The sequence below is a fragment of the Bacillus sp. 7884-1 genome (assembly GCF_002272245.1).
Taxonomy (GTDB): Bacteria; Bacillota; Bacilli; order Bacillales; family Cytobacillaceae; genus Neobacillus.
The window spans coordinates 1-14819 of record NZ_NPDD01000157.1 but is presented as its reverse complement, the minus strand read 5'-3'; the positions used below and the strand labels follow the sequence as shown (position 1 = coordinate 14819).

General features: G+C 39.2%; 17 protein-coding genes and 1 pseudogene. 2 read left to right on the top strand and 16 right to left on the bottom strand.

Features of this window, described 5'->3' with window-relative positions:
* Nucleotides 1–74: 74 nt before the first annotated feature.
* Nucleotides 75–371 carry a post-transcriptional regulator gene (locus CHI06_RS18250; protein ID WP_095250055.1) on the bottom strand — a complete coding sequence of 99 codons (297 nt, stop codon included), beginning with the start codon at nucleotides 369–371 and terminating at the stop codon, nucleotides 75–77.
* 136 nt (nucleotides 372–507) lie between these two features.
* On the opposite strand from CHI06_RS18250, the gene spoVB reads away from it, so the two are divergent.
* The gene (gene spoVB, locus CHI06_RS18245) at nucleotides 508–2058 is read left to right on the top strand and encodes a stage V sporulation protein B (RefSeq protein ID WP_095250054.1); all 1551 of its coding nucleotides are present in this window, start codon (nucleotides 508–510) and stop codon (nucleotides 2056–2058) included.
* Nucleotides 2059–2094: 36 nt separating this feature from the next.
* On the opposite strand, the gene CHI06_RS18240 is transcribed toward spoVB, so the two are convergent.
* Nucleotides 2095–2757 carry a DUF421 domain-containing protein gene (locus CHI06_RS18240; RefSeq protein WP_095250053.1) on the bottom strand — a complete coding sequence of 221 codons (663 nt, stop codon included), beginning with the start codon at nucleotides 2755–2757 and terminating at the stop codon, nucleotides 2095–2097.
* Nucleotides 2758–2923: 166 nt separating this feature from the next.
* Between CHI06_RS18240 and CHI06_RS18235 the strand changes: the two genes are divergently transcribed.
* Nucleotides 2924–3331, top strand: a complete 408-nt coding sequence (locus CHI06_RS18235) for a TIGR04086 family membrane protein (protein ID WP_179292680.1) — start codon at nucleotides 2924–2926, stop codon at nucleotides 3329–3331.
* 35 nt (nucleotides 3332–3366) lie between these two features.
* Here CHI06_RS18235 and yajC read toward each other — a convergent pair whose 3' ends face one another.
* From yajC to CHI06_RS29875, 14 genes and pseudogenes are all read right to left on the bottom strand, one after another.
* Complete coding sequence (gene yajC / locus CHI06_RS18230; RefSeq protein WP_095250052.1) at nucleotides 3367–3666, bottom strand: preprotein translocase subunit YajC; 300 nt, start codon at nucleotides 3664–3666, stop codon at nucleotides 3367–3369.
* Nucleotides 3667–3696: 30 nt separating this feature from the next.
* On the bottom strand, nucleotides 3697–4836 hold the full coding sequence (gene tgt, locus CHI06_RS18225; RefSeq protein WP_095250051.1) for a tRNA guanosine(34) transglycosylase Tgt: 1140 nt from the start codon (nucleotides 4834–4836) through the stop codon (nucleotides 3697–3699).
* Nucleotides 4837–4875: 39 nt separating this feature from the next.
* On the bottom strand, nucleotides 4876–5904 hold the full coding sequence (gene queA / locus CHI06_RS18220) for a tRNA preQ1(34) S-adenosylmethionine ribosyltransferase-isomerase QueA (protein ID WP_095250050.1): 1029 nt from the start codon (nucleotides 5902–5904) through the stop codon (nucleotides 4876–4878).
* A 25-nt stretch (nucleotides 5905–5929) separates the two neighbouring features.
* Nucleotides 5930–6931: a Holliday junction branch migration DNA helicase RuvB gene (gene ruvB, locus CHI06_RS18215; protein ID WP_095250049.1), complete on the bottom strand. Its 1002-nt coding sequence runs from the start codon at nucleotides 6929–6931 to the stop codon at nucleotides 5930–5932.
* Between the two features lie 11 nt (nucleotides 6932–6942).
* Nucleotides 6943–7551 (bottom strand): Holliday junction branch migration protein RuvA, encoded by a 609-nt coding sequence (gene ruvA, locus CHI06_RS18210; RefSeq protein WP_095250048.1) that lies wholly within the window; start codon nucleotides 7549–7551, stop codon nucleotides 6943–6945.
* 108 nt (nucleotides 7552–7659) lie between these two features.
* On the bottom strand, nucleotides 7660–8304 hold the full coding sequence (locus CHI06_RS18205; protein WP_095250047.1) for a response regulator: 645 nt from the start codon (nucleotides 8302–8304) through the stop codon (nucleotides 7660–7662).
* Between the two features lie 12 nt (nucleotides 8305–8316).
* The gene (locus CHI06_RS18200; RefSeq protein WP_095250046.1) at nucleotides 8317–9426 is read right to left on the bottom strand and encodes a GAF domain-containing sensor histidine kinase; all 1110 of its coding nucleotides are present in this window, start codon (nucleotides 9424–9426) and stop codon (nucleotides 8317–8319) included.
* Between the two features lie 93 nt (nucleotides 9427–9519).
* The gene (locus CHI06_RS18195; protein ID WP_095250045.1) at nucleotides 9520–9885 is read right to left on the bottom strand and encodes a VOC family protein; all 366 of its coding nucleotides are present in this window, start codon (nucleotides 9883–9885) and stop codon (nucleotides 9520–9522) included.
* A gap of 12 nt (nucleotides 9886–9897) precedes the next feature.
* A complete protein-coding gene (locus CHI06_RS18190; protein ID WP_095250044.1) occupies nucleotides 9898–10926 on the bottom strand; it encodes an S-adenosylmethionine:tRNA ribosyltransferase-isomerase in 1029 nt (342 codons plus the stop codon).
* Complete coding sequence (locus tag CHI06_RS18185) at nucleotides 10926–11648, bottom strand: SDR family NAD(P)-dependent oxidoreductase (RefSeq protein WP_095250043.1); 723 nt, start codon at nucleotides 11646–11648, stop codon at nucleotides 10926–10928. The genes CHI06_RS18190 and CHI06_RS18185 overlap by 1 nt, the downstream gene beginning before the upstream one ends.
* 305 nt (nucleotides 11649–11953) lie before the next feature.
* A complete protein-coding gene (locus tag CHI06_RS18180; RefSeq protein ID WP_095250042.1) occupies nucleotides 11954–12505 on the bottom strand; it encodes an intercompartmental signaling factor BofC in 552 nt (183 codons plus the stop codon).
* A gap of 133 nt (nucleotides 12506–12638) precedes the next feature.
* The gene (locus CHI06_RS18175; RefSeq protein WP_095250041.1) at nucleotides 12639–13346 is read right to left on the bottom strand and encodes a YhcN/YlaJ family sporulation lipoprotein; all 708 of its coding nucleotides are present in this window, start codon (nucleotides 13344–13346) and stop codon (nucleotides 12639–12641) included.
* 100 nt (nucleotides 13347–13446) lie between these two features.
* Nucleotides 13447–14439, bottom strand: coding sequence for an aminoglycoside phosphotransferase family protein (locus CHI06_RS18170; protein ID WP_257009357.1), 993 nt, complete (start codon nucleotides 14437–14439; stop codon nucleotides 13447–13449).
* Nucleotides 14411–14819: pseudogene (locus CHI06_RS29875) on the bottom strand (hypothetical protein); the annotation flags it as partial. The gene CHI06_RS18170 and the pseudogene CHI06_RS29875, both read right to left, overlap by 29 nt.

The following is a 14819-nucleotide window of genomic DNA, read 5'->3' as shown; positions in this document are numbered from 1 at the left end:
TTGCTTTCATTATGAAATAGTTTATAAATAGTGTCAATTTAAACTAGATAAGTCACAAAAAAAATATTGTGTTTTTATTTTAATAATTCTTTCATTTCATTTTCATCTTCTAGATTAAAATCATGGTTCTTATACGTTTGAATAGTCGTAAAGCTGATGTAATCACTTACCTTCACCGAAAGGATATCATCAATAATTTCATAAATTCTAATTTCCTCTTTAATCTTCTTCCATTTCTTTCTTGTTAGAAAATCCCAAAGTCCACTTTCTGAAACTTCTTTGTAACCAAGCAGGCGAAATTCTTCCAGCTTGCTTATTAATGCTGGTTCAACCTGAGTGCGAAAATGATTGTAAGCGTGGTTTTTCTCCAATGATGTTGCCCCCTCTGGACATTTAAGTCTCTATCTTAACTTGAAAATAAAAAACACCTTGTCATGCTTTGTCCACCCTTATGCATATAGATTAATTGTATATGAATTCTTCTTTTTTGAGAAGGTGGGAAGTAGTATGTCGAAGTTTTTAAAAGGGACCTTTATCCTATTAATAGCGGGATTAATTACGAGAGTGCTTGGATTTATTAACAGAATTGTCATAGCTCGAAGTATTGGTGAAGAAGGGGTCGGCCTCTATATGATGGCTTTTCCCACCTTTATCCTTGTTGTGACCTTAACACAAATGGGACTGCCTGTCGCCATTTCAAAAAATATTGCTGAAGCAGAAGCAAGAGGAAATCACCAAGAAATAAAAAAAATTCTTGTGGTTTCTCTGGCTATAACTATCTCGCTTTCACTTATCTTTACACCAGCTCTCATTTTGTTAGCACCAATTCTGTCTACCACACTCTTTACGGATCCAAGAACGTTTTATCCTTTAATCGCGATCGCACCCGTTGTACCTGTTATCGCCGTCTCCTCTGTTTTAAGAGGGTATTTCCAGGGCAGACAAAACATGCGTCCTTCAGCTATCTCACAGATTTTAGAACAGCTTGTGAGAATTACCTTAATTGCCGTTATGACTAAAGCATTTCTGCCTTACGGGATTGAATATGCTGCGGCCGCGGCAATGGTAGCTGCCATCGTTGGAGAAGTTGCATCATTACTCTATTTATTGACTGCCTTTAAATTAAAAAAACGATTTAAGCTAAGAAAGAATTTTTTCCAATTTGTCCATTCCGGAAAGAAAACCTTCAAAGATTTAATGGAAATCGCCTTACCGACAATGGGAAGCAGAATGATTGGGTCAGTATCGTGGTTTTTTGAACCGATAGTAGTTGCCCATAGCTTAGCACTTGCTGGTGTTGTGGCTATTGAAGCTACTAAACAATACGGATCTCTGACTGGTTTTGCTATGCCATTATTAATGCTGCCTTCGTTTGTTACTTATTCATTAGCCACCTCTCTTGTCCCAGCTATTAGCGAAGCCAATTCACAAAATAACCATCAGTTGATTGAACATCGCTTGCAGCAGGCATTACGTTTTGCTTTTTTAAGCGGCGGTTTGTCCGTTATTGTTCTTTACGTGCTGGCAGACCCATTGATGGAGCTCATGTATGGTTCAACAAAAGGTTCATACTTTATTCGCATCATGGCACCATTCTTTTTATTTTATTATTATCAGGGTCCTCTTCAAGCAGTATTACAAGCACTTAACCTAGCTAGAGCAGCCATGATCAATAGTTTAATTGGAGCTGTTATCAAAACAGCCGTCATCTTTCTACTTGCTTCACAGCCTGCCTTCGGAATAACTGGAGTGGCATTGGGTATTATTGTGGGTTTCGTGTTAGTAACAATGCTGCATTTTGCCACTGTTCTAAAGAAAATCTCTTTTAGCTTTCACATACGAGATTACCTAAAAGGAGCCATCATTATGGGCATCTCTGCTTGGATTGGCTATTGGTTATTTCATCACATTCTTCTTGGTGAGCATTTAGCCATAAGAGTATTGTCGGCCACTTTTGAAATGAGCTTCATCTACATTTTCCTATTAATACTTGCTGGCCTAATAAAAAAAGAAGAACTCAGAAGAATACCAATCATTCGTAATTTAATTCCGACCTGATAGGGAATGGAAAAGACACGCAGATAGCGTGTCTTCTTACTCTTCGTCCATAATATCAACAAAGAACTTGCCATTTTCAAAACTGCAAAAGGATATTTTTCTAACATCGCGATATCCCATTTTCTTTAATTCCTGGCGAAGCCATAGATTGGTTTTATTAATGCGGGTTAAATTTTCTTCTTCAATATTGCCATCAATGATTAATGGGATGGTAATATCCCCATCCTTAGGCTTCCCGTCACTATTATTCATTCTTTCGATAACAGATAAACTACCTGATGATTCCAAAATGGCAAACTCAACATCTGCAATGCTTCTGATGTCCTTTTCCCTTAATTGGGTTAGTAAGTCATCAAAGTTGTAGCGTTGTTTCCTCATTGCACCTTCATCAATTTTTCCCCGGTTTATGATGATCGTTGGTTTTCCATCGACGAGATCACGAAACTTTTTACTTTTTAATGAAACCATTGCCAATGTAATTTGTATGAACATTAATAAAACCATTGGAATGACTGTATGAATCAAAGGGTCTTCGATTTCATCAATAGAAGCAACTGCCATCTCACCAATCATGATAAATACAACAAGATCCAAGATACTTAACTCGCCAATTTCCCTTTTTCCCATCAGGCGAAAAATAATCAAAATAAGTACATAAAAAAACACTGTCCTAAACGCTATCGCAATATATTCTTCCACTACTCCCGCCCCTTTTTTTGCATTCTACTATATTGTTCTCAAAGATAGCTTATTCATTAAGGAATTATCTCCCAATTTTCACGAAAGTTTTTATTCTATTTTTTTAACCGCTGAATATGCTTGTACTAGGAAAGAATCTGTTTTTCTTGATTCTAAGAAAGGTAACATGAAGGGGGAGAGTCAAATCGAATCAAAAAGCTTTGGTACATCTATTTTGTACGGGTTAATTTTTATTTTCTTATTTGCGATTGTCAGCAGCCTCATTTTCGCATCTATTCTTAGATTTACTTCTGTTCGGGAAGTCTCACTTCAATACATTGTAACCGCCGTTTCCTTTATTGGACTATTTGGAGGAGGTTTTCTCTCTGGTGGAAAGCGGAAGCAAAAGGGCTGGCTAATCGGTGGGTTAACAGGCTTAATTTACAGCTTTATTGTCTTTTTGTTCCAATATTTAGGATTTGACCGCCTGTTTGATGTTGAACAGGTTATCTACCATGTTTGCTATACGTTAATTGCCATGATGGGTGGAATACTAGGGGTAAATATAGCAACAAACAACTCGAGAACAGCATAGAAAAAGGAAGCCAAAATGGCTTCCTTTTTTCTATCTTACTTCTCTAAAGAAACTTCTGCTGTTGTAGAAGTTTTTGCAGATTCCGTTACTTCGCGAATTGCATTACGGTCATATGTTAGACGGCTGCCGTCTCCACATTTGATCACGACTTTGCTTTCATCAATTGAATCGACAAAACCATGTAAACCGCCAATCGTGACAATTTTATCACCTTTTTTCAATTCGTTTTGCATTTGAGCAACTGCTTTAGTACGTTTTTGCTGCGGACGAATTAGTAGGAAATAAAATAATACAAACATTAATATTAATGGAATGATTGAACCAAGTCCTTGCATGTTGTTTCCCTCCTTTCACTCTAGCATCTATTAGAAATTTTTCGCGTTCGGTTTGTTAAAACCATAACGTTCAAAAAACTCTTCTCGGAAATCACCAAGCCGGTCCTCTCGGATAGCTTGTCTGACCTTCTCCATTAATCTTAACAGAAAATATAGGTTATGATAAGATGTTAATCTAATTCCGAAGGTTTCATCACATTTAATTAAGTGGCGAATATATGCCCTGCTGTAATTTCGGCATGTGTAACAATCACACTCTGGATCAAGTGGACCGAAATCCTTTGCAAATTTTGCGTTTTTCACCACTAGACGACCAGTGCTCGTCATCAATGTTCCATTTCTTGCTATTCGTGTTGGCAGGACACAGTCAAACATATCAATCCCACGAATCGCTCCATCAATCAAGGAATCCGGTGACCCAACTCCCATTAGATATCGTGGTTTTTCTGTAGGTAATAATGGTGTAGTGAATTCAAGTACACGATTCATAACATCCTTTGGCTCACCAACTGACAATCCACCTACTGCATATCCTGGAAAATCAAGAGAAACAAGGTCTTTCGCACTTTGTTTACGAAGCTCCTCATATTCTCCACCTTGAACAATTCCAAAAAGACCTTGATCATTTGGTCTTTGATGAGCATTTAAACAGCGCTCAGCCCAACGAGAAGTTCTCTCTACTGATTTTTGCATGTATTCATAGGTAGCTGGGAACGGCGGACATTCATCAAATGCCATCATAATATCAGAACCAAGGTCATTTTGAATTTCCATTGCTTTTTCAGGTGATAAAAATAATTTTTCACCGCTCATATGGTTACGGAAATGTACACCTTCTTCTTCAATTTTTCGGAATTCACTCAAACTGAAAACCTGAAAGCCGCCAGAATCCGTTAAAATCGCCCGGTCCCAGTTCATAAACTTATGAAGACCGCCAGCCTCCTTAATAATTTCATTCCCTGGACGAAGCCATAAGTGATAGGTATTACTTAAAATAATACCAGCACCCATTTCTTTTAAGTCCTCTGGAGACATCGTTTTTACGGTTGCAAGTGTTCCTACCGGCATAAATGCAGGAGTGTCAAAAGAACCATGCGGTGTATGTACCCTTCCTAAACGGGCACCCGTTTGCTTACATGTTTTGATAAATTCATATCGAATCGCAGTCAAATATATTTCTCCTTTTTCGGGTTAATAAAAATGATTAACCTAGATGATGAGCATTGCGTCGCCAAAGCTGAAAAAGCGATAGTGTTCATTTACAGCAGTTGTATAGGCATGCAATATATTTTCTCTCCCCGCTAACGCACTAACAAGCATGATCAACGTTGATTTTGGCAAGTGGAAATTCGTAATCATTCCATCAATAGCCTTAAATTCGTACCCAGGATAGATAAAAATATTTGTCCATCCGCTGCTTTCAATAAAGGAACCATTGTTTTCGGAAGCGATGGTTTCAAGTGTCCGGGTCGATGTGGTTCCAACGGTAATAATTCTCCCGCCATTTTGACGCACTTCATTGAGCAATCGTGCTGTTCCTTCCGTAATCATATAAAATTCGGAGTGCATATCATGCTCTAGGACATCATCCACACTTACAGGTCTAAACGTCCCAAGTCCAACATGAAGCGTAATAAACGCAACATGAACCCCTTTTTCTCTTACTTCATTCAGCAGCTCTTCAGTAAAATGAAGCCCAGCTGTTGGGGCAGCGGCAGAACCCGGCTCACGAGCAAACACCGTTTGATATCGGTCTCTGTCTTCAAGCTGTTCTTTAATATAAGGCGGTAATGGCATTTCTCCTAATTGATTCAAAATCTCGTAAAAGATACCTTCATAATGAAACTCCAATACCCGCCCGCCATGCTCAGAGCTTCCTGTACAAACCGCGGTAAGTAATCCATCACCAAAATCAATTTCTGTACCTTCTTTAATACGCTTGGCTGGCTTCACAAGTGTTTCCCATTGATCTCCCTCAAGCTGCTTTAGCAGTAATACTTCAATTTTGGCCCCAGTATCCTTTTTCACACCAAAAAGGCGTGCAGGAAGTACCTTTGTATCGTTTAAGACAAGGCAATCCCCTTCACGCAAATATTCACTAATATTTTTAAAAATTTCATGCTTTATAACGCATGTTTCCTTATTCACTACCATTAACCTGCTATCCGCCCGGTTTTGAAGCGGAACTTGTGCAATCAGCTCTTCAGGCAAATGAAAATCAAATAAATCTACCTTCATAAAATACATCCCTACTTATCAAAAATTACTGTTTTGGCGGCTCCATGCCGAAATGGCGATAGACTAATTCTGTTACCATTCTACCTCTTGGTGTCCTTTGTAAAAAGCCAATTTGCAGTAAATACGGTTCATAAACATCTTCAATCGTTTCAGATTCTTCTCCTATAGATGCTGCAATCGTATCAAGCCCCACAGGTCCACCTCGGAATCTTTCAATAATTCCTTTAAGGAGCTTATGGTCAATATGGTCTAGGCCGAGTTTATCTACCTGCAAAAGCTCTAATGACTCCCGAGCCAAGTCGATATCAATTTCACCATTACCTTTTACCTGCGCGAAGTCTCTTACCCTGCGAAGTAAACGGTTAGCAATCCTAGGGGTTCCCCTCGCTCTTCTGGCAATCTCGGAAGCAGACTGTTCGTCTATTTTCGTTTCAAATAAATCTGCTGTTCGTAAAACAATATTTTTCAACTGGTCTTCCTTATAATACTCGAGTCTGCTTAAAATTCCAAATCGATCGCGCAGCGGAGCGGATAAAGAGCCAGCCCTCGTTGTAGCACCGACAAGCGTAAACGGCGGAAGATCCAGTCGTACTGAACGGGCACTTGGTCCTTTTCCAATGACGATATCCAGACAAAAATCCTCCATAGCCGGATAAAGCACCTCTTCAATCTGTCTTGGCAGCCGGTGGATTTCATCAATAAACAAAACGTCACCGGGTTCGAGTGCGGTAAGAATCGCTGCTAAATCACCAGGTCTTTCTATGGCAGGACCTGAGGTTGTCCGGATGTTTACACCCATTTCATTGGCAATAATAACGGCAAGAGTCGTCTTCCCTAAACCAGGAGGCCCGTAAAGCAGAACATGGTCCAATGTTTCCTTGCGGAGTCTTGCCGCCTCAATGAAAATCTCTAGACTTTTTTTCACTTGATCTTGACCAATGTATTGTTTTAACGTTTGCGGCCTGAGGCTTTGTTCTAAGGAGATTTCGCTCTGGTCTGCTTCACTAGAAATAATTCTCTCATCCATGAATAATCACCTTATTTTAAAAGCCGCTGCAGGGCTTTTTTAATATACTGGTCGGTTGACAGCTGTTCTTTTCTTAACTCTGGTGAAATCTTTTTCACTTCTTTGTCAGAGTAGCCAAGGGCTTTTAATGCAAGAACTGCCTCTTCAAAAGCGGTATTAGTCGATTGTTGTGTTGCGAATTTATCGGCATTAAATAAATTCGGGAAATAATCCGGAACAATATCCTGTAATTTTCCTTTTAAATCAAGGATCATTTGTCTTGCTGTTTTCTTGCCGACCCCTGGGAACTTGACTAAGAAGCTCTCATCTTCATTTTCGATAGCTGAAACGACCTGCTGTACCTCACCCGAAGCCAAGATGGCCAGCGCACCCTTTGGTCCAATTCCTGAAACATTTAATAATTTCGTAAACAGCTTTTTTTCTTCTCTAGACTCGAAACCATATAAAGCCATTAGATCCTCACGGACGTAGTGATATGTATAGACAGTAACATTAGTATTCATTTTACCAGAATAAATAAACGGATTCGGCGTTGAAATTTGGAAACCTATTCCATTATTCTCGATTACAATATACTCAGGACCTACAAACTCAACGGTTCCTTTAATAAATTCGTACACTCGCTTTCTCTCCCTCAGCGTTTCATGTATTCTCCATTCTATCATATAAATTTAAAGGAATAGAAAAAGAAGTCTACGAAGGAAAGAATAAAAATATTCTGTATTTTTTTACTCCACTAGTTGATTCTTAACAGCAAATAGAGCAGCTTGGGTTCGGTCTGCTAATTCAAGTTTGGATAAAAGATTAGAAACGTGAGTTTTCACGGTTTTTTCCGTAATGAATAGGGAGGAGGCGATTTCCTTATTGCTCTTTCCTCTAGCAATTTCTCTGAGAACATCCATTTCTCTCTTTGTTAATTCAGAAATTAACTTGTTATCATCTTTCTTGTCTTTATTCGATAAATTGGCAAGTAAATGTGAAGTGGCTTTTGGATGAAGCTGATTTTCACCATTGATGATTTTTTTAATACAGAGGATCAATTCATCAGGCTCGATGTCTTTTAACTGGTAGCCGGAGGCACCTGCTTCTAAGGCTGGAATAACTTGATCCTGGTCAGAAAAACTCGTCAGCATCATAATTTTTATTTCCGGCATTTCTGTTTTAATTATTTTCGTTGCTTGTATTCCATCCATTTCCGGCATAATCAGATCCATAAGGATAAGGTCTGGTTTTAATGTTCTTGCTAATTCAACCGCTTCTTTACCATTGCCCGCTTCGCCTATAATTTCAATATCACGTTGTGTTTTTAGAAAAAATGCTAATCCCCTTCTGACCACATGATGGTCATCTGCGATCATAATCCGAATCCCCATTGTTACTCCTCCCTAAATTGGAATTTTTATGTTAATCTCCGTTCCGCTTCCCGGTTCACTATTTATTTGAAACGTACCATTTAACGCCTCTGCTCGTGCCTTCATATTCTTTAATCCAAACGATGGCAGTTCAAAACTCTCATCGTAAAAGAAACCACAACCCTGATCTTGAATATTCATTGTTACAGAATCACTGCTTCTATTTAAAACTAAAGAAACATGTGTTGATTGTGAATGCTTTTTACAATTGCCCAGCGCTTCCTGGCCAATTCTCCACAAAGCTTCCTCTATTTTCTCAGGAAAGCTTGAGATTCCTGTTAGCTTTGCGTGAATACTTAACCCGAGCATCTCAGCATAGCTTTTTAATGCAATAATGATTCCATTTTCAAGTCCCTGCGGTTTTAACTGCCAAATGAGCGCTCTCATTTCACCAAGTGCTTCCTGAGAGAGATCTTGAATATAGGCAAAGGTTTGTTTAACCTCTTCGTTTTCAGTCATTTCTCTTCCTGCCCTTGCAGTCAAACTTAGTGAAAATAGTAATTGGTTAACGGAGTCATGCAAATCCCGTGCAAGTCGATTTCGCTCGGAAATGAGAGCTGTCTCCTGCTCTCTTTGCGTTAAGTTTATTCTTTTTAGAGAGGTTCCTATTTGAAAGGCAACAGCTTCAAGAAGTGCTAGTTCATCTTTTTGAAAATGTGTTTTATAAGGAGACCCGACATTTAATAATCCAAATCGTTCATTACCTGCCCTTAATGGGACAGTAGCATGATGGGTCAGACCACCTGTATCTCCAGCTTTTTCGAGGATTACATTCTCAATTCGCTGACATTCTATAATGTTAACCGCCTTGTTCAATTTACCGTTGTTATACCGACTGACACACCAGCAATCACCCTTACACATTCTTTGATTATCTTGTTGTGCCAATGGTTCAGGTAAAGACTCTTCGGCGGCCAGTTGATGCTGCCCTTTTTCATCTATTAGAAAAATCCAACCTGTCTGCAGTCCGGTTAGGTGCAAAAGTTTGCTTAATACCCCCGCTAAAACAGTCTTGGAATCTACTCCTTCGTTCAGAAGTTCAGCAATTTCCTTTAAAATGCCGATTTCTTCATTTCTAGACATGCTTTCACCCCGGCAATCTCTTAATCTATTGATTAAATCATAGTCGTATAACAAGCATCGTGGCAAGCAAGAAACAGGGAGAAAGCTGATAAATTAATGGTCAGTTTTCTCCCTAATCTGTAAAAATTCAATTATCTCATTGTCAGGCCCTTCATAAAAGACGGTTTCCCAGCCATTGTTTAACTTGTAGGGACCTTCTAATGCTGAAATAGCATGTTCGTTAAATTTCCTGATTATCTCTTGCACATTTTCGACTTCTAAACAGATGTGAATACCCTGAGAGACCTTTTGTTGTCCTCCAGAAATCAGTTCAAGCCTGAAGCCATTATTTGCTAAAAAAACAATATTCTCTTCATTAAAGTAAAGTCGATCCGTTTCATGGAGACCCAGATACTTTCGATAGAAAGTTATTGATGTCTCCAAGTCCTTTACTTCAATTGCAAAATGGTGAAAACGCATGGCCAGCCCCCATTATAATATTAGATTCATATCCCCAAACTCATGCCATAGGTATTGCTGTTCAATTGCTTCTTCATAAGCACTCCATAATAAATCCTGTGGAACGAACGCAGTAAGCATGTCAAGGTGACTAGCCTTTGGTTCATGGAAACCTGTAATAATTCCATCAACCATTTTCAGTGGGAAACTTTGATTAATATAAAGATTGGTCACACCATAGAGCTCGCCAGTGTCTCCTGCACTCTCTAGTGCTCTTACCACGGTTGTTCCCACCGCAATTACCCTTCCACCGGCAGCTTTTGTCATGTGGATTTTTTCAATCGTTTTTTCAGACAGATGATACTCTTCGTAATTATCAGTTGGTGATGGTTCATAATCGTCATCTAATAAATAGCTTAGTCCGGTATGAAGCTGAATAAAATCAAACTCTATTCCCTTCCGCTGAAGGTTGAATAACAACTCCCAGCTGAAGGCTCTTCCCGCTGATGGCATTTCAACGGAACCAGGCTGGCTTGCAAAAACCGTTTGATAATAATCCAGCTCCCATTTCTTATGGATATATTCGTAGCGAACTGGTTCCCCAAGTGCATAAATACTATTAAATAGGTCTGTTCCCTTTTTTGAGAAAAGAATTGTCTTTAATGGTGATTCTTTTCTTATATCGATGACAACTGCGGTCAAATCTGGCGAAAAATGCAGGATATCACCCAAATTAACCTCATCTGTCACAATTAACACATCCCAAATCTCCTCATTACGCCGTCTTGCCAGCCTAATTTCAACTTCTGGATGGATTTGCTTTGTATTTCTAATCAATCCGGCTTGTAGTATTGCAGGAACAGTTCTGCTGGTGTTCATGACAACTAGGTCACCCGGCTTTAGATAATCAGCAAGTCTGAAAAATTGGTCATGCCTAACATTGCCAGTTTGCTTATTTAAAACCATCATTTTCACATGATCTCTTCTTATGCCACGTCTTTCAGGGGGATGAGTAGCATTTAACTCAGAAGGTAAATAGAAATCAAATGCGGTTGCTGCCATTATAAACCCTCCCCTGTAAACTCTTGAGCCTCAAATCTCTGCCCTGTAGTTCCATCTGACTTATCAGAAGCTAAATACAAGAACACGTTGACGACGTCTTCAGGCTTTGCAAGTGGATAATCACAGTCAGGAACCGCTAATTGATGCATGTCAGTATCCATTTCACCAGGATCAACCATGTTTACCTTAAGGTTCGTTTCGCTAAGCTCATCTGCCCAGGTTTCGGTGAGTCCCTCAACAGCAAATTTAGAAATACCGTATGCTCCCCAGCCTGCATATCCAACATGGCCCGCTTCAGAGGTAACATTAATGATGGAGCCTTGATTACGCTGCAGCATTCCTGGAATCACTCTTCTTGTTACGAGGAATGGCGAGATGGAATTGACCCGTAAGACTTCAGCAAAATCCTCTTCAGGATAGTCGAGCAACAGCGGCATTGGACTTGGCCCGATAATCGAAGCATTGTTTATGAGAACATCAATTTGACCAAATGCTTCCTCCGTCATTGCGACAAACCGTTCCACATCCCTTGTTAGTGAAATATCTGCTGTAACCGCGAGCACCTCCGCACCCAGTGCTTCAGCTTCATTTTTCACTTCAATTAACCCTTTCGATGATCGAGCACAGATAGCAAGTCGAGCTCCTTCCTTTGCAAACGCAAGAGATAATGCCCTTCCTAAACCTTTTGATGCACCCGTAATCATAACCACTTTATTTTTCATTATTAATCGCTCCTTTAAGTGTTTAACTTGATGTCTTAAGCTTAAAGGATTTTGGAAATTCCTCCCTCAGAAAAAAGCTTGAACTTTATCTACAACTTTAGGATGAGAAAATTCGTGATGCTGGGTTTCATGAAGTCCAAAATCTTTTGAGGACATGCGAAAACGAGCCTCATGAAACTTTCATAAAGCCCAAATTCTTTTGAGGACATGTGAAAATGAGCCTCATGATGCGTTCATGAAGCCCAAATACTTTTGAGGACATGAGAAAATGGTACTAATGACCACATCCTAATCCAGTTATATAATTATTCTTGCTTCGAATATGGTTTAAAGGTTTCTAGAACTTCTACAAACCGGTCTTTTGTTTTTATCGGAATGCCGTGAATTAGCTCTTCTTGTTTTCTGCTTTCAAGCTTCTTTACATCTATCTGAAAAAAGGATTGGATGATTCGTGATCGGTCAGGACGGCCATTAAAAATGGTTAACACGCCATCCTCGGTAATGCCGAAATAACCATTCGCTTTAAGTAATGGAGAAATGTCATCCATTTGTTTTCTAAAAACCATGGTTGTTGCATCCATTTCAACTAACTGCCATTGGTCATACTTAGCCCAAAAGTTTTCAATGGACCAGTAAGAATCATGGACTACTTCTTCACTTATTTCTCCATCAAGATAGATTCTTTCCAAAATAATCGTCAACTGCTGAGGTTCCGTCTTTTGCTGATCTTGATGGTTTTCCACTTTTTCGGCAGAGCCAGTTAACATCATTCCTGGCAGCTTTCCGATAGACATGAAGAGAACAACCGCAACAAAGGCTAAACCAGGCCGATACTGTGTTACCCAATTGAACCTCATGCATAATCACCTCTTAATATTAGAGATTTAATTGAATTTCACTACTAGTTTAGCCTTAATTTCCCTTTTTATCCTTTTTAGAAAAAATCAAAAGAGGCAAAGCCAATTTCCAGCTTTGCCTCTCTTACAACTATCAATTATGCTTACGGCTATTAGGTTCTAATCGCTGGGAATCATTGTTTCTGTTACCATCACGCCCAAGTGCTCCATCATCTATAATAACTTGAACTGATTTGCCGTTGACCATAGGCTTAACTGCGTTTTGTATAGCTCTTTTTGTTTCTTCAGCTCGTTTGTTATTGTTTAATTTAACAGAAACCATAACAGAATTACCATACAGAACGGAACGGATCTCACGAACATTTTCAATGTTGGCCACTTTACTTTTAATTCTTTCAGTTATTCGGTCTTGAGTTTCAGGTTTCGTTGTTGTTTTTGTGTTTCCCAGTCTTTGGTTCGTATGACCATGATAATTCACATCACTGGTGCTAAATTCATTGTCTCTTTGAAAGAAATTATGGTCATGGTTTGCGAGCGGTTTTGTCGGGTTTGGTGGATTTCCGTTTTCATCTCTATCCCGAAATTGCTTTCTTCGCTCTTCATTATTTGCTTGATTTTCAATTCCAAGATTATGGTCCATTAATTCAGTGAACGGACCATCATTATCCCCAGGCATTCCATTGGAGCCATTTTTATGATTTTCATTCGAATAGTAACCCACTGGCTGCCCCATATTTTTGTGATCTTTGTCCATAGCAGCACGGTCATCATTTGCGCAACCTGACAGCCCAACAGCTAGCAGGGCGGACAGAGGAATTATCCACTGTTTCAAATTATACAAACGAAAAACCCCCTCTACGATGCGTGAGCATAAAGAATATGCTCACGTTTAGGTTGTGTGTTTATAGGGGGTTTCATTCTGCCATAATCGACCATGAAAGTTATTTTGTCAGCATTTTTAATGTATCAATGAATTTTTTACGCGCGTAGTACTGACCAACCGTTAAATTCATAATTTGATTATACTTATGTTGTTCTCGATATGACCCTTCACGAATGAGCCGGTTCCATTCACGGAAAATATCTGCAGGATAAGCTAATGCGTACAAAAATGCTTTCTCGTTCAGTAAGGGTTGAAATTGTGAAAAATGAGAAAGTCGTTCAAATGACCAATCTAGACTGGGAAGAATTCGATTAGCATATTGTAAATAATCCAGTGAGGGTGGGCCAATACTAATTAAATCAAAATCAATGAGATGTAATAAACCTTTTGAATCACGTAAGAAATTATGATGGGCAACATCTCCATGAAGAATACAAAAAGGTTCATTAACAAACAGGGAGCGGTCTGTTTCCATCCCATTTAGTGACCAATTAGCCCAATCCACCAATTCTGCTAAGATTTTTTCATTAATAAAGTATTTTAAAGTTGTTAAATTTGAGGAAAAAATTGTTTCTCTATCTCTCCATTTTTCAACAATAATCCCTTTAGCTATTAACGTTCGATATCGTGATTCAAAGGACGACGTTACCAGATGGAATTGTTCTAGTAGTTCAAGTCCCTCCTGCCGGTTTTTTTGTGATTGAAATGAAAAAGGCGTTTTATTCGGTGGAATGTATTCCATACACCCAAAGTAAGTACCCTCGAAAAATAATGGATCTTTGATTTCAGGATGGACAAATAGATAGGTTTTTGCAAATCCTTCTTTTCTAAGGGTTGAAGTAAAAGCCTCTTGGAGCCGAAGGCGTTTATTCGTATGAAAACCTTTAAGCATATAGGTATTTTTTTCAGTTTTTATTAAGATAACACTTTTTCTATAAGGCACCATTTCAACGATAGGTTCTTTAAATTGGGAGCGTAAATAAGAGAGGAGACGAATGAAATAATCATCGTCTCCTTTTTGTTTAAAAGTCATACTCATTGCTTTCATCATCGTATCGCATCATTCCGTCCATTGGACCCATTCCATAAGGGTTCATATACGGAGGCTGCGCTACATTTGCTGGACCTGTATATGGTGCGCTATAAATAGGAGGTGTTGGCGGCACAAATGGTTGCTGCGGCATTACAAGTGGTTTTGGTCCACCACAGCCACAATCACCACCTGCTCCCATTGGTAATCCCCCTTGAGCAGGATATTGTTGCTGCATCGCTGGCATTTGACCGCCGGCAAAAGGCATTCCCATATCTGGTGATTCAAAATCTTGAGCTCCCATTACTAGAGGTGATGAACCCATTTGTGGGTAACCGTAAGGCATTTGACCATATGGTGCACCCATTCCTGGTTGACCGAAATCTGGTCCCATTGGTCCC

What these genes read in the sequence shown, in the direction of transcription:
- CHI06_RS18200 (WP_095250046.1), bottom strand. Translation starts at nt 9,426, where the DNA reads ATGTCTAGAAATGAAGAAATCGGCATTTTAAAGGAAATTGCTGAACTT.
- CHI06_RS18235 (WP_179292680.1), top strand. Translation starts at nt 2,924, where the DNA reads ATGAAGGGGGAGAGTCAAATCGAATCAAAAAGCTTTGGTACATCTATT.
- ruvB (WP_095250049.1), bottom strand. Translation starts at nt 6,931, where the DNA reads ATGGATGAGAGAATTATTTCTAGTGAAGCAGACCAGAGCGAAATCTCC.
- CHI06_RS18185 (WP_095250043.1), bottom strand. Translation starts at nt 11,648, where the DNA reads ATGAAAAATAAAGTGGTTATGATTACGGGTGCATCAAAAGGTTTAGGA.
- spoVB (WP_095250054.1), top strand. Translation starts at nt 508, where the DNA reads ATGTCGAAGTTTTTAAAAGGGACCTTTATCCTATTAATAGCGGGATTA.
- CHI06_RS18195 (WP_095250045.1), bottom strand. Translation starts at nt 9,885, where the DNA reads ATGCGTTTTCACCATTTTGCAATTGAAGTAAAGGACTTGGAGACATCA.
- CHI06_RS18180 (WP_095250042.1), bottom strand. Translation starts at nt 12,505, where the DNA reads ATGAGGTTCAATTGGGTAACACAGTATCGGCCTGGTTTAGCCTTTGTT.
- yajC (WP_095250052.1), bottom strand. Translation starts at nt 3,666, where the DNA reads ATGCAAGGACTTGGTTCAATCATTCCATTAATATTAATGTTTGTATTA.
- queA (WP_095250050.1), bottom strand. Translation starts at nt 5,904, where the DNA reads ATGAAGGTAGATTTATTTGATTTTCATTTGCCTGAAGAGCTGATTGCA.
- CHI06_RS18205 (WP_095250047.1), bottom strand. Translation starts at nt 8,304, where the DNA reads ATGGGGATTCGGATTATGATCGCAGATGACCATCATGTGGTCAGAAGG.
- CHI06_RS18190 (WP_095250044.1), bottom strand. Translation starts at nt 10,926, where the DNA reads ATGGCAGCAACCGCATTTGATTTCTATTTACCTTCTGAGTTAAATGCT.
- CHI06_RS18170 (WP_257009357.1), bottom strand. Translation starts at nt 14,439, where the DNA reads ATGATGAAAGCAATGAGTATGACTTTTAAACAAAAAGGAGACGATGAT.